The organism is Bacillus sp. JJ1562, from assembly GCF_036962705.1.
Classification (GTDB): domain Bacteria; phylum Bacillota; class Bacilli; order Bacillales; family Bacillaceae_L; genus Ferdinandcohnia.
The window spans coordinates 207882-225064 of record NZ_JBALOQ010000003.1 but is presented as its reverse complement, the minus strand read 5'-3'; the positions used below and the strand labels follow the sequence as shown (position 1 = coordinate 225064).

17 protein-coding genes are annotated in these 17183 nt (G+C 37.2%); 13 read left to right on the top strand and 4 right to left on the bottom strand.

What is annotated here, in order from left to right:
* Positions 1–64: 64 nt before the first annotated feature.
* From V7097_RS02030 to V7097_RS02020, 3 genes are all read left to right on the top strand, one after another.
* Complete coding sequence (locus V7097_RS02030; protein WP_335701912.1) at positions 65–952, top strand: NAD(P)-dependent oxidoreductase; 888 nt, start codon at positions 65–67, stop codon at positions 950–952.
* 192 nt (positions 953–1144) lie between these two features.
* Positions 1145–1327, top strand: coding sequence for a hypothetical protein (locus V7097_RS02025; protein WP_010282879.1), 183 nt, complete (start codon positions 1145–1147; stop codon positions 1325–1327).
* A 270-nt stretch (positions 1328–1597) separates the two neighbouring features.
* Entirely contained in the window at positions 1598–3454 is a 1857-nt protein-coding gene (locus V7097_RS02020; protein ID WP_335701911.1) for a PAS domain S-box protein, read from the top strand.
* Between the two features lie 62 nt (positions 3455–3516).
* Here V7097_RS02020 and V7097_RS02015 read toward each other — a convergent pair whose 3' ends face one another.
* A complete protein-coding gene (locus V7097_RS02015; RefSeq protein ID WP_335701910.1) occupies positions 3517–3753 on the bottom strand; it encodes an IDEAL domain-containing protein in 237 nt (78 codons plus the stop codon).
* Between the two features lie 295 nt (positions 3754–4048).
* On the opposite strand from V7097_RS02015, the gene V7097_RS02010 reads away from it, so the two are divergent.
* Positions 4049–5317: a sialidase gene (locus V7097_RS02010; protein WP_335701909.1), complete on the top strand. Its 1269-nt coding sequence runs from the start codon at positions 4049–4051 to the stop codon at positions 5315–5317.
* Positions 5318–5344: 27 nt separating this feature from the next.
* Entirely contained in the window at positions 5345–5995 is a 651-nt protein-coding gene (locus V7097_RS02005; protein WP_335701908.1) for a glycoside hydrolase domain-containing protein, read from the top strand.
* A 36-nt stretch (positions 5996–6031) separates the two neighbouring features.
* Here V7097_RS02005 and V7097_RS02000 read toward each other — a convergent pair whose 3' ends face one another.
* Entirely contained in the window at positions 6032–6499 is a 468-nt protein-coding gene (locus V7097_RS02000) for a YkyB family protein (RefSeq protein ID WP_335701907.1), read from the bottom strand.
* A 181-nt stretch (positions 6500–6680) separates the two neighbouring features.
* Here V7097_RS02000 and V7097_RS01995 point away from each other — a divergent pair, with 181 nt between their 5' ends.
* On the top strand, positions 6681–8411 hold the full coding sequence (locus V7097_RS01995; RefSeq protein ID WP_335701906.1) for an EAL domain-containing protein: 1731 nt from the start codon (positions 6681–6683) through the stop codon (positions 8409–8411).
* A gap of 36 nt (positions 8412–8447) precedes the next feature.
* On the opposite strand, the gene V7097_RS01990 is transcribed toward V7097_RS01995, so the two are convergent.
* Positions 8448–9311 carry a metallophosphoesterase gene (locus tag V7097_RS01990; RefSeq protein ID WP_335701905.1) on the bottom strand — a complete coding sequence of 288 codons (864 nt, stop codon included), beginning with the start codon at positions 9309–9311 and terminating at the stop codon, positions 8448–8450.
* A gap of 461 nt (positions 9312–9772) precedes the next feature.
* Between V7097_RS01990 and fadH the strand changes: the two genes are divergently transcribed.
* Together fadH and V7097_RS01980 are read left to right on the top strand one after the other, a co-directional pair.
* Entirely contained in the window at positions 9773–10537 is a 765-nt protein-coding gene (gene fadH / locus V7097_RS01985) for a 2,4-dienoyl-CoA reductase (RefSeq protein WP_335701904.1), read from the top strand.
* A gap of 235 nt (positions 10538–10772) precedes the next feature.
* Positions 10773–11414 carry a DUF3993 domain-containing protein gene (locus V7097_RS01980; RefSeq protein ID WP_335701903.1) on the top strand — a complete coding sequence of 214 codons (642 nt, stop codon included), beginning with the start codon at positions 10773–10775 and terminating at the stop codon, positions 11412–11414.
* Positions 11415–11444: 30 nt separating this feature from the next.
* Here the strand turns inward: V7097_RS01980 and V7097_RS01975 are convergent, their stop codons facing one another.
* Positions 11445–12401 carry an MBL fold metallo-hydrolase gene (locus V7097_RS01975; protein WP_335701902.1) on the bottom strand — a complete coding sequence of 319 codons (957 nt, stop codon included), beginning with the start codon at positions 12399–12401 and terminating at the stop codon, positions 11445–11447.
* 185 nt (positions 12402–12586) lie between these two features.
* On the opposite strand from V7097_RS01975, the gene V7097_RS01970 reads away from it, so the two are divergent.
* The 5 genes from V7097_RS01970 (at position 12587) to V7097_RS01950 (ending at position 17173) form a co-directional block, all read left to right on the top strand.
* Complete coding sequence (locus V7097_RS01970; RefSeq protein ID WP_121445041.1) at positions 12587–12823, top strand: YkuJ family protein; 237 nt, start codon at positions 12587–12589, stop codon at positions 12821–12823.
* A gap of 184 nt (positions 12824–13007) precedes the next feature.
* Positions 13008–13445, top strand: a complete 438-nt coding sequence (gene cbpB, locus V7097_RS01965) for a cyclic-di-AMP-binding protein CbpB (RefSeq protein WP_335701901.1) — start codon at positions 13008–13010, stop codon at positions 13443–13445.
* A gap of 115 nt (positions 13446–13560) precedes the next feature.
* Positions 13561–14439, top strand: a complete 879-nt coding sequence (locus V7097_RS01960; RefSeq protein ID WP_335701900.1) for a LysR family transcriptional regulator — start codon at positions 13561–13563, stop codon at positions 14437–14439.
* A 93-nt stretch (positions 14440–14532) separates the two neighbouring features.
* Positions 14533–14781 carry a YkuS family protein gene (locus V7097_RS01955; protein WP_335701899.1) on the top strand — a complete coding sequence of 83 codons (249 nt, stop codon included), beginning with the start codon at positions 14533–14535 and terminating at the stop codon, positions 14779–14781.
* Positions 14782–15418: 637 nt separating this feature from the next.
* Positions 15419–17173 carry an ABC transporter ATP-binding protein gene (locus V7097_RS01950; protein WP_335701898.1) on the top strand — a complete coding sequence of 585 codons (1755 nt, stop codon included), beginning with the start codon at positions 15419–15421 and terminating at the stop codon, positions 17171–17173.
* The last annotated feature ends 10 nt before the right edge of the window (positions 17174–17183 follow it).

The window sequence follows — 17183 nt, the reverse complement described above, 5'->3', positions numbered from 1 at the left end:
TTGAAAAGGCTTGCAGACTTTAAAATATGATATGATTAAACTAAAAAACGAGGGGGAATCAGTAATGTTACATACAAATATCTTAAATGAAAACACCGTAGTAGGCTTTATTGGAACAGGTGTCATGGGAAAAAGCATGGCAGGCCATATTCTTTCAAAAGGATATAAGGTTCTTGTTTATACACGTACGAAAGAAAAAGCGGCAGACCTTGTCGCACAAGGTGCAGTTTGGAAAAAATCTGTAGGTGAAGTCGCTGAAGAAGCGAATGTCATCATTACGATGGTGGGATATCCACATGATGTAAAGGATATTTACCTCAGTGATAATGGGCTTTTAGCACATGCAAAAGAAGGAACTTGTTTTATAGATATGACAACATCAACACCTTCTTTAGCAATTAACATTTATCAAGAGGCAAAACTCCATGGGATGTATTCCTTAGATGCGCCCGTTTCTGGTGGAGATGTTGGTGCAAAAGAAGCGCGATTAGCCATCATGGTTGGTGGCGATCAAGAGGTGTTTGATGCATGCAAGCCACTCCTCGAGATAATGGGACAAAACATCGTATACCAAGGTCAAGCTGGTTCTGGACAACACACAAAAATGTGTAATCAAATTGCAATTGCATCAAATATGATTGGTGTTGCTGAAGCAATGGTTTACGCGAAAAAATCAGGGCTTAATCCTGAAACCGTATTAAAAAGTATTTCAACAGGTGCTGCCGGAAGTTGGTCGTTAAGCAATCTTGCTCCCCGAATGATTGCGGGCAATTTCGAACCTGGTTTCTTCATCAAACACTTCATTAAAGATATGGGAATTGCACTAGAAGAAGCAAATGCCATGGGAATGGAAACACCTGGCCTTGAACTTGCAAAAAAAATGTACGAAGAACTAGCCGAAAAAGGCGAAGAAAACAGCGGCACACAAGCCATCTACAAGCTCTGGGAATAAAGAGGTGGGTGGGTCCCACGTCCACCAATTCGCAATTAGCCATAAAATTCATTTATGACCGTATTTTTCATATATTGGCCATAAATAAATTTGGACTCCATAAATCGTTTCACCCACTTGCCTATTTTTGTATAGAAATCCCCTTAGAGAAGAAAATTAATGATGATATTCTCTAAGGGGGTGCACTCAAGAATGGCAAAACGTAATAAAAAGAATGATCCTGAACAAAAAAACAAAAAAGGCTTTGATTCGGCTGTAACGGATACTGAATTCGGGAAAGAGTTTGGCAGTGCTGCAGCTAACAAAGCACATAAGAAAAAAGCCAAAAAAGAAAAAGCCTCTAAAAACGATGGGAAGTATGAAGGCGGACTATAACGAACAAACGATAAAATCCAGGTTCCCGATGACCTGGATTTTTATTTTCGTTATTTGTCGAAAATTACTCGAAATTTTGCCGAATTTTCTTTATAATTGCAATAAAACAGGTCTTTCTACCTATGGATATGAGTTGGCCCCTAAATTAATGTAATAGTATAGTAAAAAAATGGTTACAACAACCATTTATATATAAAATATATCGAAAATCATATAAAAATCGACCATAACGTTCAAAACAAGCGATTAGTGGGAGGGGGGGTTCAATATATGAAAACAGGAAATCAGCAAAGTGCTCAGGAACATGTATCAGCAATAGCATCATCTGTTAACCTCGTATTAACAGTGACTAAAAATGGTCAAATTCTTTATATTTCAAGTAACTGTAAAGACATCTTAGGCTACACACAAGACATGTTGATGGATACTTCGATTAAAAATATCATACATAAAGATGACCGTTTCATGCTTGAAAGTTATTTTTTCAATAAAGAACAACAATCTGCATGTGCATTAAGACTGTTGAAAACAAATCATGATATCATCTGGTTCGAAACAATTGTTGAACCTATCTATAACTCCTCGTCTTGTGAATATGAAGAAATCCTATTAAAAATGAGGGTGCTAGTGGAGCCCACAAATTACCGCATTACTGAGGAAAATAGCCCTAATACTTTAATATCGTCGCTTATTCCGGATGAGAATCTCACATATACTAGGTTAGTAGAGGCACCGATTCTAATAGACGAAGCTCCATTTCCAATTGTCATCGCAAAGTTAGGTCAAATTGTTTATTTGAATAGGGAAGCAGCTTCCTTATTAGAAATTCAACATCCAAATGAGGTAATCGGGAATGCTATTTATTCTTTTATAGACGAAGAATTCCACGAGGTGGTAGCTAAACGAATTGAACAGCTCCAAAGTGGATTTCGATTAGGCATTATCGAACAAAAATGGAAGAAACAGAACAACGAAAAAATCTATGTTGAAGTGAAGGAAGTTCCAATTTATATCCACGATGAGATATATGAGTATATAGTCTTGCATGATATCTCTTCAAGAAAGTCATTCCACGATATCATCCATAGAAGTCGTGAACGTTATCAACGAATTATCCAAAATTCCATTGATACCATTGCTGTGATTTATCAAAATAATTGGGTGTTTATCAATGACTCAGGTGTAAAAATGTTTGGGGCTAACAGCTATACAGAGATGTTAGGGAAAAATGTTTATACCTTTCTTCATCCAGAAAATCATGATCAAGTAAGGGACTTCATCGAAATTGTAAATGAAAAAAAGAAGGAAGTTAATTTCAGTAAACAATCATGGTATACATTCCAAGGAAAGCAAATTTTCACAGAATTAATCGGAATACCGACAACCTATTTCGGTGAAGCAGCGGTTCAAGTCATCATTCGTGACATTTCTGACCGAATAAAAGCAGAGGAATTAATGATTAAGTCTGAAAAACTATCCATTGCTGGACAGCTTGCGGCAGGAATTGCCCATGAAATTAGAAATCCGTTAACCGCTATAAAAGGGTTTTTACAATTATTTAATGATGAATTCCAAGGGAAACAGAATTATTTTGACATTATTTTTTCTGAATTAAATCGAATTGAATTAATATTAAGTGAGCTTTTATTACTGGCAAAGCCGTCAGAAATTAATTTCAAAAATAAGGATATCAGGATTATTTTACGCGATGTTGTGACATTACTTGAAACACAGGCAATCCTCCAAAATATTCAAATTAATATTGATTTTGTGAACGAAGATTCGATCATTACTTGTGATGAAAATCAGATTAAGCAAGTCTTCATTAATCTCATCAAGAATTCTATAGATGCGATGGAAAATGGTGGAACACTCATTATTCGCACAATGGTTACAAACGATTCCATCTATATTTTATTTATTGATGAGGGTTGTGGAATTCCCGAATCTATCCTTGACCGAATAGGGGAACCTTTTTATACAACAAAGGAAAAGGGAACAGGACTTGGGCTGATGGTAAGCTATAATATTATCGAAAACCATAACGGAGAAATTAGGGTGGATAGCAAGGAAAATGAGGGTACAACCTTCGAAATAATACTTCCACGGATAAACGAAACGGTGTAGCACTTAAGGGCTGCATCGTTTTTTAAATGAAAAGGCTAGTGCATCTTGCACTAGCCAATTGGTTATTGTAAAAAATTATGTTGGGACAGTAACATATTATATTGTTTTGAAAGCTCCATAAATAATGTTTCATCTCGGGCAATTAGTGATTGGTCAATTTGTTTTAGTAATTGTTCTTTTTTAAAGGAGGCCTGTGATTGGATGAGAACCATTTCTGCTACCTTCTCATACATTTCTTCATCAGGCGTTTGAGGAATAACAACTACTTCATTTTTTTGCTCCTTGTTAAAATGGTCCATTACTTAATCACTCCTTTTAATTTTTCGCTTATTTGTAAATAAAACTTCTTTTACCTTATAAGCGCCACTAGAAACATGCTATTTTAGGAAAATAATTGCATCGTCTAGTTGTCTTTCTATTATGAAGGGAAAACAGTAAAAAGTAAAGTATTTTTTAGAAAATTTAGATATGTCAGAACTTAGAAGGATTGGTAAACGTTGAGATAAGATGGTGTGAATATGAAAAAATGGGTTACTTTCCTATCTAACATCATAGTATGATATGAGGACTTTTTACAAAAGGGAGGTACCTGCTATGAATCAACCATATGGTGGTTATCAAATGATTCCATATAACCGAGCAGTTCCACAATATTATTACCCATATTATCCCGGTAATGGCTACCAACAAGCTTATTATATAAATCCTTACTCATATGAAAATCAAATGAGACAAACAGAGGAATTTCAAAATGTGTGGAAAGAAGTACGGAAAAATCTAAAACCCCACTGTGATGAATTAGCAGAGTTTAATGTCAACCGAAGAATATCGCAATATATTGCGATGCAGCTTGTCATGTTTACACTTATGACACAAAATCAATTTTCAGGTTCTCTAGATCAAAAGGTTAATCAGACCTATCGGGCTTTTCGAAATCAAGCAAATTGGATTTTTGCCGTACTGTCCCCTTATCGGATTCCAGATCGGGTAATTGAAAGGATATTTAAGGCGATAATTCGACTAACCTATGAAAATATAGGTTACTCGCCTGAAAAGAATTGGAGCGAGCGGGAGGACCTTGGCGGCTATCTAACATCGGGACCATCTGTTATAGTGCCTGGAATAAACCAATTAGATGTCTATGTTCGAGGAAGAAATCGGGTCCTCTCCCACCGGATGTGGGATGGATCAAAATGGACAGATTGGGAGAATCTCGGTGGATCTCTAACGTCATCACCTGCTGCCGTATCATGGGGGCCCGGAAGAGTAGATGTTTTTGCACGCGGTGACAATAATCATTTAATCCATAAATATTGGAACGGCTCAGTTTGGAGTGATTGGGAGGATTTAGGCGGAATGCTCTCGTCATCCCCTGCAGTTGCAACATGGTCGGAGAATCGACTAGATGTATTTGGAAGAGGTACGGATCGCCATCTTTATCATAAATATTGGGATGGGGAACGCTGGAGTGTTTGGGAAGACTTAGGCGGTGTTCTTACGTCAGCACCTGGGGCAGTTTCATGGGGGCCCAACCGAATTGATGTCTTTACTCGTGGAGAAAATCGGGCTCTTTATCATAAATATTGGAATGGCTCGAACTGGAGTAATTGGGAGGACCTTGGCGGCCAACTAACCTCAAGTCCAACTGCATCTTCAAGAGAATCTAATAATCTAGATGTTTTCGTAAAAGGAACAGATAATCATCTGTATTTAAAAAATTGGGACGGAAGTAGTTGGAGTGAATGGGAGGATCTTGGTGGTACATTATCCTCAGAGCCATCCTCAGCCTCTTGGAGTCGCAATCGAATTGATGTATTTGCTAGAGGAGAAGACAATCAATTAATCCATAAATGGTTAGCGTAATTTGCCATACAGTAAGGAGTTGTAAATATGCCAAGATATGTGTGGGGAGTGGATTCGGCGGCAACCGTCGATGAGGAATTATATACATCCGTGAAAAGTAAATTAGGAAACCCAAAATTCTGGGGCAGATATTTAAGTGAAGTTCCAAATGTATCACAGGGCCTAACTAAAGTAGAAATTTCATTTTTACGAAATCGAGGTATAAAGGTTTTGCCCATTTATTATGTTTTTTCTGATGAGACTGGCTATGAAAAAGGGCAGCTTGCTGCACGAAATGCTGTATTTAATGCAAGACGTCTAGGTATTCCAAATAATGTAGCCTTATTTGCAAATATCGAACGCTTTTTTGCTGTAGATGAAGCGTGGATTCGCGGGTGGGTGGAGACAATTTCCCCAACTGGTTATCGTCCTGGAATTTACTCTGACCCAATCGAAGGTGATTTTTCCAATGCTTATAGTGAGGCTGTTCGAAAAAATAACCAGGTGGCGATACAAACATTATTATGGAGTGCAGAGCCAGAACCTGGGGTGACGAGGGAACGAAATGCACCTATCTTTCGACCGCATTCACCTAAAAGTAAAGCAAATGTGTGGGTATGGCAATATGGAAGAGATTCGAAAGACTATCATATTGATACAAACTTAGCCGACCAACGCACCTTAAATTACTTATATTAAAAAACCAGGTGCATACACCTGGTTTTTTTTATTGAATCAACGATAACTTTCTCCTAGTTTTTTGAATACGGGTTTTTGGTAGGTTCGTTTGTTTGGACGATGAGTATTCTCCGTTTGTTCTTCAATTCCAACGTATTGCTGTAGAAGGCTTTTAGCTAGAGAAAGTGATAGATAGGTTTTTGGATTGCGATATGTCTGATTCAACTTTCCAAGGTGTGGTAGGCGAGAGAAGTCTTCTTTTGTAGGAGGCATGTGAAAATAATAATCTCCGGCTGAAATTAAGACATCGGATTGCTGTTGACTATTTTTCGGATTTCTGGAAAAATGAAGTCCTTCTTTTTTAGCTTTTCCTTCTGAGATAAGCTTTTCTAATGCTTTTCGTTTAAGCAAATATAAAAATTTAGGGTTTGTCGCTGTTTTAGCATGTCGGTTCACAACAAAGATGGCACGAGCTAGGTTGTCCACATTTGGTTCAAGCGGGGTTTGATTTACCTGTTTTTTCATACTTTCTCTCCTTTCTATCTTTTATTATACTGTTAGTAGTGAATTTTTACAAATTCATCTAGCATGTATCCGATTCATAGAAATTCGCAATAGATATATTGAAAAAATTCTAAAGAAAAAAAGGTTTTTTGTCGTTAAATGTAGAAAGATTTAGATATTACTAGTAATAGGGAATGGTATCATGAACAGAATGAACAATGTCATCCTAAAAGATGATAAATTTAGCCGTTTTGATGATAAAATTGAAGGAATCATTTTTGAAATTATCCTTAAGCACATTAAGGATTTAATATACGTCATGAAAGTAAAAGAGAATGGAAGCTTTTCTTATGTTTTCTTAAATGAAGTAGCCAAGGGGCATGCGAAATTGACTAGTGCTAGTCTTGGGAAAACACTTTATGAAGTATTGCCTTTTGATACAGCAACCCATTTGGACGAACAATACAAGTCTGTCATGGAGAAAAAAGAACCGGTCTCATTTCAGGATGTTGTCATTTTAGCTAACAAGAGAGTCGTTCACGGAGAATCCATTTTAACACCAATTTTTGATGATAAGGGCAATATTACTTTTATCGTAAGTGTTACGCGTGATATATCTGCGAGAGTTGCTGATAAAGAAATGATAACCTATATGGCTTATCATGATCAGCTTACAGGGCTGCCGAATCGCAGTTCGCTAAAAAAGGACTTAGATACCGCAGTAGAAGAAGCAGAAATTAATAACCAAAATCTAGCATTAATGTTTATTGATCTTGACCGTTTTAAATTTTTTAATGATTCTATGGGGCATGTTGCTGGAGATCATCTTTTAAAAGAAGTTGGATATAGGTTAGCATCAATAAGTCAAAAGAGCTTTAAAGTGTTCCGGCAAGGTGGGGACGAATTCATTGTGATCCTACCAAACACGTCAAGAGAGCTTTCTGAGGAATTCGCACAAAGCGTGAACCGGGCTTTTGAAAAGCCTTTCCTATTAGAAAAAAAAGAATTTTTTATTTCAGCTAGCATCGGAATTAGTATTTTTCCAACAGATGGAAGTGATGGCAATACGTTAATAAAGAATGCTGATACTGCCCTTTATCGTGCAAAGGAATTAGGTAGATCGCTTTATCAATATTATAGTACTGATTTACAAAAACATACTTCACACTTGATGAATCTAGAGACAGGTCTTAGAAAAGCGATCGAGAAAAATGAACTCGAAATCTATTACCAACCACAGTTGGACCTAAGTACAGATAAAGTCACAAGCTTTGAGGCGCTCTTAAGGTGGAAGCATCCGGTTCTCGGGTTCGTGTCACCTGCTGAATTTATCCCAATTGCGGAGGATACCGGGCTTATTCTAGCGATTGGAGAATGGATTATTCAGACCGTATGCCGAAAACTAAAGCAGTGGAAAGAGGACGGGTATGGACCTGTTTCTATTTCGATCAATTTGTCACCGAAGCAATTCCAGCAGCCTGAATTAGTGAAAATTATTCAACAAAATATCGAACAAAACCAAATATATCCAGGAAGTCTTGAATTTGAGCTTACAGAAGGGGCTATGCAGGACCCGAAGAGCACGTTACAAACTCTCTCAAAATTAAAGGAGATCGGCGTTCGTATATCCGTTGACGACTTTGGGACAGGTTATTCCTCCTTAAGCTATATTAAAAAACTTCCGATAGATACACTGAAAATTGACCAGTCCTTTGTAAAGGATGTGCTGCGTGATGAGAAGGATGCTGCAATTACAACAACGATAATTCACTTAGCACAAAGCCTTGGTCTATCTGTTATTGCAGAGGGTGTTGAAGAGGAACAACAGGTAGAATTTTTCAAGATTATGGGTTGTCACAAGGTACAAGGCTATTTCTTTAGTAAGCCAATTCCGGAAAGTGAAATGATTGAACATTATTTAAAAAATATGTAGATGATAAAAGAGGATGCCAGTGCGACATCCTCTTTTTTATGTGGAAATTAATGTAAAAATTGATACTTCTGGTTTTGCTAAAAAACGTAGAGGCAATCTTGTTGTTCCGAGGCCACGATTGACATATAGGAACATTTTATTAGGACCAATATGATGAGCTCCCTCATAGTAAATGCTGCCAAGCGGAGGGGTAATTAGTGGGCCGAAAAATGGAAGCTGTATTTGTCCACCATGACTATGTCCCGATAATTGCACATGCGCTCCTACTTCTTCTGCACGGTCGGCAATATCTGGCTCATGTGCAAGCAGTATATTAAAACTAGTGGTATCAACCTCTTTAAAAGCTTGTTCAAAATTAGGGCGGCCAAGCATGACATCATCGAGTCCGACAATTGTGATTTTAGAATCCTCTACGTAAATTTCCTTCGAGGTATTCATTAAAAGTGTAAACCCAGTTTGATTCATCAGCTTTTTATATATTTCCGAACCATAGCCTCCATGGTCATGGTTTCCATAAATTGCGAATTTCCCTAGTGGTGCTTCTAATCTTTCAAGAATTGGAATAAGGTGGTTTGTTCCTGCGTATTTATTAGGCTCATCCATTAAATCACCTGTAAAAAACAGAAGGTCGGGTTTTAGAGTATTTATTTTATCGACAATTTTTTCCAGCTGTTCCAATGTAAAATGATGTCCAACATGTGTATCACTAAATTGGACAATCTTTACATTGTTGAATTTTTTGGGAATGATAGGATGCCGAATTTCGTGCCTTGAAACTTCAAGCTGTTTTGGCTCCAAATAACGGGCATACCAATACCCGAAAGAAGCCGCGATAATAGCTGTTGAAGTAGTAGCAAATGCCCGTTTTATAAATGTTCGTCTTGTATATTTTTTAGACATCTTAACCGCCAACCTATCTATTAAATCATTTGAAGTCATGTACTAGTGTAGCATATTCATATTCAAATAATTTTTAAATATGTATTACAGTTGTTAAATTTATTCAGTAGTAGTAATAGACTTCTACTGAATAAATTTAAGCCTCCGGCGGAGACATGCGATTTTTAAAGGAAATGTTTCGAGCATGCTCGAAAAATCTGGACGCAAATACGCCTTGGCGTATTTGATTATGATATAATAAAAGTGAATGATCATTCATTTTAACTTTATTCAGTATTCACCTATTTTTATGAGTTGGATAAATGAAATGAGAATCTAATTAAGTGTGGAGTTCAAACCTCGTCTGAATAAAGTTAAAGCCTCCGGCGGATGCCTCGATTTTTCAAAGGAAACTTTTCGAGCTTGCTCGAAAAAAATCGGGCGCAAATACGCCAAGGCGCATTTGATAAGGGGGAGATTAGATGAAGGGGAAAGTTGTAATTGTCACAGGGGCATCAAGTGGTATGGGGAAGTATATGGCAAAGAGGTTTGCAAGTGCTGGGGCGCATGTTGTCATCACTGGCCGGACTCTTGAAAAATTGGAAGAGACGAAAAAGAAAATTGAAACCTTTCCAGACCAAGTTCTTATTGTTCAAATGGATGTGAGAGAGCCAGAGCATGCTCTACATATGGTTAAAATGACCGATGAAGCATTTGGTCGCATTGATTATCTTGTTAACAATGCTGCAGGGAACTTTATTTGTCCAGCCGAGAAATTATCTGTAAATGGTTGGAATGCCGTCATCAACATTGTGTTAAATGGAACATTTTATTGCAGTTCCGCAGTAGGAAAATATTGGATTGAAAAGAAAATCAAAGGCAGTATCATTAATATGGTTGCTACATATGCTTGGGGTGCTGGTGCTGGGGTCATTCATTCAGCCGCAGCAAAAGCGGGTGTGTTATCCATGACTCGTACGCTTGCTGTTGAATGGGGAAGTAAATATGGAATTCGCGTCAATGCGATTGCACCAGGCCCGATCGAGCGTACAGGAGGAGCGGAAAAACTTTGGGAATCCGAAGAAGCCGCAAAACGAACTCTTGGTAGTGTGCCGTTAGGACGATTAGGAACACCTGAAGAAATCGCAGAACTCGCCTATTTTCTGTTATCTGACCGTGCAGCCTACGTGAATGGGGAATGCATTACAATGGATGGAGGTCAATGGCTTAATCAGCATCCATTTTAATAGTTTAATAATCAAGAGAAGGTCCACTAATTGTGGTCTTTCTTTAATTATGGGAATAATCCTTGCCAAAATTCTTTCTTTTTTTCGGTGGATTTTTGAATTAATTGTTTGTATAACGTATATTGTGTCAAAATCTGCAATTATTTAACGAACGATTCATGTCCATCTGAAACTTAGATATTGTTAAAATGAGGGTACTTGTACAATGCCAGTCTAGCAAGGAGAGGATGATATTTTGAGCAAGCGAATCGTACTACTACTCATTGTCATTTGTTTTATCGGACTTGTTTCAGTTCCTACGGCTATAGCATCATCTAATCAACCACTAACAAAGGAGGAAGTGTTTACACTTCTGCAAGAAGCCTTTCAGGCACAATCTTCACTGACATTAGAATTTCGTACCTATGATGAGGTTCAGCAAATCCTCGCCCCTTATTTTTATGAGGACTATGCAGCAACCTTTTTAGAGGAGAATTTGATGAAGGAAGAAGAGGGGTATATTGTATATGGTTCGGATTTTGCCCTATACTTTGTTCCGTTTTATTCCTATACAGATAAAACGAAGATTTTATTTGATCAGGGAGAAAATAAAATTTTTGTCTATGAATTATTTAAAACTCCCGAATCAGGACCAGTTTCTTATAAAGATCATTATGAAATAATCACACTTGAAAAAATAAACTCAAATTGGATGATCACTGATTTAGCCATGGAAGATGAGCCTCCTTCTGTAAAAGAGGATACCGGGCAAAAGGAAATATCTAAAACGGATCTTGCATTTTTAACATGGAACCTGTTTAAAACGACAATTTATTCATTGCTTGAAATGGATAATCGCACCCCGTTACAAGCGGGCTTCTTTAACAAGATCTTTTAATACATGAAAATAGAAATCCCAATGGGATTTCTATTTTACTTTAAGCATCGAATCAACAATTCCCATCGCACATATATCAAGGTCAATTTCAATTATTTCGTAAACATCATGATTCCTTGGCACATCGCGTTCATCAAGGTAGGATTCAACCTCTTTTAAAATCAGTTCCTTGATCATATCTTTGTGCTCATCTGGACTTGATGTCGGATGTTCTGCAAACGACTGTTTCCCCGCATTCACAAAGATAGGTAACCAAAATGAGAGCTGCTTATATACCTCATTCACATTCGATGTCATCCCATAATGACCAAAATAAATAGTTGAAACTTGTATCTTTATTATTTTTTCGGCAGTTTCAAGCATTGCATCAGGCCGGAATTGATTGGGTGAGGTTGAAGGCAAAAAGAGATCAATTTGATCTTTTACGAGCTCGTGATAATAAACACCGATTGAGTCACCAGTAAAAATACCGTTGCTGACAGGATCATAAATACTAAAGTGATGATTAGCGTGCCCTGGTGAATCATAAAAAACAAGTGTACAAGTTGGACCAATCGTAAGCTCTGATTGATCTTCTTTAATAATTAGTTTTTCCTCTGGGATGGGTAAAATCGGATCAAATAATGAATCAAAGTCCTCACCATAGACTGCTCTTGCACCTGCGATTAAGCGGCTTGGGTCAGCTAAATGCCTAGCTCCTTTCGGATGAACAACCACCTTTGCATTTGGACAATGCTGAAGCAAGAGTCCAGCACCTCCAGCATGGTCTAAATGTATATGAGTTACGATTATATACTCAACATCATTTGGATGAATCTCAAGTTCTTTTAATCCTTCTAAAATGTATGGAATGGACGGACTTGCACTTGTTTCGACAATCGTAATTTTTTCTTCTAAAATTATGTAAGAACCAGTTCGTGCTTTTCTTCCCAAATCATGTGCATCAATTAAAAATATTCGCTCATTTAGTTTTGTGAGATTTGACATGCTTTCCTCCCAATTTTTTATTGTTTCATGGCTAATTTTATTGTATTGTTACATAGTAGTTATGTAAAGGTATTGAATACAATATTCTGATAATATTGCTCCGTTCGAAAAATGTGGATAGAAGAATGGATATTGCTCAATCCTAAAATGAAATAGGCTTTATGCATATGAAAGGAGAGGCACTTATGTCACAGTTGCAAGGAATCATATCTCGTCTTATAAGCCTTCAGGAAAATGCAAATGGTGGGGAGCCCCCTCAACGTTTTTTTGAAGTAAATGGTGAAAGAAAGTGCAGTGTAAAATATTTTAATAAAACAAGTACTTTTGAACTCGAAGTATACCAGCAAGGGGAAAAGCCTAAAACATATCAATTCGATAATATTGATATGATTGCAATTGAAATTTTTGATTTAATTAGTTAATCATTTTCTTTTAGGTTCGGTTCATTGCCGGACCTTTTTCTTATTACTGCATCCTTCCAAAACAATCTACGCTAAATAATACAAGTTATCCACATAAAATTATGGTAAGATAAAAGAGGAGCATTAATAATAGCAAACTGGTAATATATGAAAAATAATTACGATGTGAGGTTGTGAGGCTTACATGTTTGGTCTTCAGAGTGAAAATTTATTTGAAACAACAATTAAAGACATGATTATTCCAGCAGATAAAGTTGCTCATGTTCAAATCGGAAATAGTCTAGAGCACGCACTTTTAGTTCTTACGAAAACCGGTTATACAGCCGTTCCAGTATTAGACCCAAAGTATAAGCTGCACGGATTAATTAGCTCAACCCATATCCTGGACTCAATCCTCGGATTAGAAAGAATTGAATTTGAACGTCTAGAGAAAATGAAGGTTGAAGAAGTAATGAACAGGGAGATCCCACGGCTGAACTTTAATGACAATATCTTAAAAGGCCTTCATTTAGTCATTGATAACCCATTTGTTTGTGTGGAAAATGATGAATTAGTATTTGAGGGTATTTTTACCCGTCGCGCAATTTTAAAACAATTGAATAAACAGCTTAAAATTAAATAAGGTTTCAAATACCTCCATAGTTAACGTGGAGGTATTTTTCTGTAAAGAATGTAATTAAGTATTGTATAAATTATACTATAGGTAAAACTAACCTCGAGGTCAGGGAGGAACGAGTGTGCAATTTTCCGAATTTCAACTATTAGTTGTGCTTGCATCTGAATTAAATATGCGAAAAGCTTCAGAACGTTTATTTGTGACACAGCCAGCACTATCTCAACGTCTTCAAACGATTGAAAAAGCATGGAATACTAAAATTTTTATACGATCCCAAAAAGGGCTAACCCCAACACCGGCGGGAGAAAAGATTATTGATTTTGCAAAAGAGGTTGTAGAGAAAGAGGAGAAAATAAGAGAGCAGCTTCAGGGACTTAATCAAGAAGTGCATGGGACTCTTAAAATTGCATGTGCATCCATTATCGGACAAAATTGGCTTCCGAAAGTTTTAAAGAAATATGTGAATAAATACCCCCATGCAAAAATTTCATTAATTACCGGTTGGAGTAGTGAAATCTTAAAAAATCTCTATGATGACACTGTACATATTGGTATCATTCGTGGAAAGCCTGACTGGAAGGGTGTAAAACACCATTTATTAACGGATACGATGTATATGGTTGATAAAGAAATCCAAAAAATTGAACAGGTATGGGAAACCGATCGACCGTTTATTCAATTTAAAAGTGACTCAACTTATTATCAAGAAATCCAGGAATGGTGGCATCGCACCTTTCAGTCAACACCACGCCGAACAATTGTGGTTGACCAAATTGAAACATGTAAACAAATGACTTTAAATGGAATAGGATATGCGATTTTGCCCTCAGTCACATTAAATGATGAAGAGACGAAAAACATCTATAAAATTCCGTTAATGAATGAAAACAATGAACCAATGAAACGTGATACATGGCTAGTTGGCTATGATTATGCATTTGAACTTAAGCAAGTACAAGCGTTTGTTGAAATGATAAAGGAAAACCTGGATACTTTATAAATTTCTACTTCCAATAAATTCTATCTTCAAATATGTGTAGAATAATCACAGTCTGATTGTGACAAATTACATATATGAGGAGGTGGATGATTAATGGCGAAAATTGGAGTTGAAGGCTCTCTAACAAATGTTCAGCAGGCTCTTCAAGAAAAAGGCTATGAAGTTGTTCAGTTAAAACAGGAAAGTGATGCACAAAACTGTGACTGCTGCGTTGTTACAGGCATAGATTCAAATGTGATGGGTATTGCTGATACTGTCATGAAAGGTCCTGTTATTGAAGCAAGTGGACTATCTGCTGACGAGGTTTGTCAAGAAGTAGAAAGTCGTTTAGGACAAGCGTAAAAGATAATGATAGAAGAAAAAACGAGACTAGGTCACCACCTAGTCTTTTTAACTTTATTCAGTGGGGGTTGAACCCCGACTGAATAAAGTTAAGGCCTCCGGCGGATGCACGATTTTTCAGTGGAAACTTTCCAGCATTAACTGGCACTAAGCCCTCATGGAGGGCAACTGCCAGTAAAAGCCTGATTGGTTCAAATAACAATCTGTGGGATAAAGATTCCACCGATTGAAGTTTCACTGTATCTCGCAGTAAGATCAAAGACTAAATACGCCACTTCCTGTGGCANNTTCCTGTGAGCCTAAAAATTGGGCGCAAATACGCGCATTTGATTGAGGGGTTTTTTTCCAATCCAAACAAGACCAGGTCATTTTTTTGACTTGGTCTTGTTTTTATCTCTTTTAAAAAAATTTAACATTTTCAGAAAAATGCACTAGTAATTTATTTCGAAAACCGATATATTATATGTTACGTATAACCATTATTCAGCTTAAGAGCTGAATAATGGTTAAGCCTCCGGCGGATGCCACAGATTTTCAATGGAAAGTTTTCGAGCATGCTCGAAAAAATCTGGGCGCAAATACGCCAAGGCGCATTTGATTGGATTACGTTTTTTGGAAACACCAAGGGGGGAATTTAATGGAGACCTTTAAGAAATTAAAGGGGTTTTATTGGCCGAATCGTAAGTATTTTTTCTGGTCATTATTTGCAATGTTTTTTGTGACAGGAATCACAGTTATTTACCCAATTGTGCTTCAGTTAACAATTGATGAGGTTTTCCGAGCGGGTAATTATCAGCTTGTACCATATCTTGCCCTAGGTTTCATTGCGGTCATGATTATTAAGGGGATAGCTACATATTTCAACCAGTATCTAGGCGATTTATTTGGGATAACAGCTGTATATAAGGTCAGAAATGCATTATATGAAAAGCTTCAACGCTTATCATTTAGCTACTATGACAATGCGAAAACAGGGGATCTCATGTCACGACTTACAGCTGATGTTGAAGGGGTACGATTCTTTTTATCCTTTGGATTTGCGGAATTGCTTCGCTTTGCACTTTTAATCATCTTTAGTTTAGTGGTCATGTTTTCTTACTCAGTTCCACTTACTTTAGTGACAATTATGGCATTGCCCTTTTTAGCAATTGTTGTCTATCGATTTGACAAACGTGTCCACCCGGCCTTTCGAAAGGTTCGAAAAACCTTTGGCCGCTTGAATACAAATGTACAGGAAAATATTAGTGGAATAAATACAGTTAAATCACTATCACGTGAGGAATATCAAATCCATAAGTTTAATCGCTCCAATGAAGGTTATCGTGATGTTACCCTTGCTACTTCAGAAATTTGGGCAAAGTTCTTCCCGTTAATGGAGTTTATCGGTAATGTCTGTGTCGTTGCACTTCTATCGTATGGGGGATATTTAGTTATCGATGGTGCGGTTTCACACGGTGAACTTGTCGCCTTTTTTAGTTTAGTATGGTACCTACTTAATCCAATCATGAACCTTGGATTTATTATCAATATGTTTTCACAAGCAAAAGCATCAGGAGAAAGACTTTTAGAGATTCTTGAGACAGATGAAAAAATTGCCGACCGACATGATTGTCTAACTAGAGAAAAGTTACAAGGGCATGTTGAGTTTAAAGATGTCACCTTAAAATATACCGAGGATGATGAGGCAGCCCTTGAATCGATTTCATTTATAGCTGAACCGGGCAAGGTAATTGGTTTAATTGGAGCAACTGGCTCTGGAAAAACAAGTATTACTCAGCTTATGACGAGATTTTATGAGCCTGTAAAAGGGGAAGTATTCATTGATGGTAAGGATGTCAATGATTATTCCATTCAAACATTACGAAGCAATATTGGCTTTGTAATGCAGGAATCTTTCTTATTCTCATCAACAATTCGTGCAAATATTGCCTATGGTAGACCAAATGCATCAATGGAAGAAATTATGGATGCAGCAAAACGCGCACAAGCACATGATTTCATCATGGAGCTTCCAGATGGCTATGATACGATGCTAGGCGAACGTGGTATGGGATTATCAGGAGGTCAAAAGCAACGGATAGCAATTGCTAGGTCCATTTGCATTGACCCGAGTATTTTAATTCTAGATGATGCCACTAGTGCGGTGGATATGGAAACAGAATTTCAGATTCAAAAGGACTTAAAGGAAGTCATGAAAGGGCGCACAACATTTATCATTGCCCACCGAATCTCTTCCTTGAAACATGCCGATGAAATTTTAGTATTAGAAAATGGGGTCATCGTGGAACGTGGAACTCATGAGAAATTATTGAAAAATGAGGGACCATATCAACGAATTTATGAAATTCAATACAAGGATCAAAAAGTGGTCTTGCAGACACAAGTCGGATAGGTAGGTGAAA

Coding starts and splice junctions, on each gene's coding strand:
- V7097_RS02010 (WP_335701909.1), top strand. CDS start 4,049: ATGAATCAACCATATGGTGGTTATCAAATGATTCCATATAACCGAGCA.
- fadH (WP_335701904.1), top strand. CDS start 9,773: ATGAAGGGGAAAGTTGTAATTGTCACAGGGGCATCAAGTGGTATGGGG.
- V7097_RS02020 (WP_335701911.1), top strand. CDS start 1,598: ATGAAAACAGGAAATCAGCAAAGTGCTCAGGAACATGTATCAGCAATA.
- V7097_RS02025 (WP_010282879.1), top strand. CDS start 1,145: ATGGCAAAACGTAATAAAAAGAATGATCCTGAACAAAAAAACAAAAAA.
- V7097_RS01970 (WP_121445041.1), top strand. CDS start 12,587: ATGTCACAGTTGCAAGGAATCATATCTCGTCTTATAAGCCTTCAGGAA.
- V7097_RS01995 (WP_335701906.1), top strand. CDS start 6,681: ATGAACAGAATGAACAATGTCATCCTAAAAGATGATAAATTTAGCCGT.
- V7097_RS02005 (WP_335701908.1), top strand. CDS start 5,345: ATGCCAAGATATGTGTGGGGAGTGGATTCGGCGGCAACCGTCGATGAG.
- cbpB (WP_335701901.1), top strand. CDS start 13,008: ATGTTTGGTCTTCAGAGTGAAAATTTATTTGAAACAACAATTAAAGAC.
- V7097_RS02030 (WP_335701912.1), top strand. CDS start 65: ATGTTACATACAAATATCTTAAATGAAAACACCGTAGTAGGCTTTATT.
- V7097_RS01975 (WP_335701902.1), bottom strand. CDS start 12,401: ATGTCAAATCTCACAAAACTAAATGAGCGAATATTTTTAATTGATGCA.
- V7097_RS02000 (WP_335701907.1), bottom strand. CDS start 6,499: ATGAAAAAACAGGTAAATCAAACCCCGCTTGAACCAAATGTGGACAAC.
- V7097_RS01990 (WP_335701905.1), bottom strand. CDS start 9,311: ATGTCTAAAAAATATACAAGACGAACATTTATAAAACGGGCATTTGCT.
- V7097_RS02015 (WP_335701910.1), bottom strand. CDS start 3,753: ATGGACCATTTTAACAAGGAGCAAAAAAATGAAGTAGTTGTTATTCCT.
- V7097_RS01950 (WP_335701898.1), top strand. CDS start 15,419: ATGGAGACCTTTAAGAAATTAAAGGGGTTTTATTGGCCGAATCGTAAG.
- V7097_RS01955 (WP_335701899.1), top strand. CDS start 14,533: ATGGCGAAAATTGGAGTTGAAGGCTCTCTAACAAATGTTCAGCAGGCT.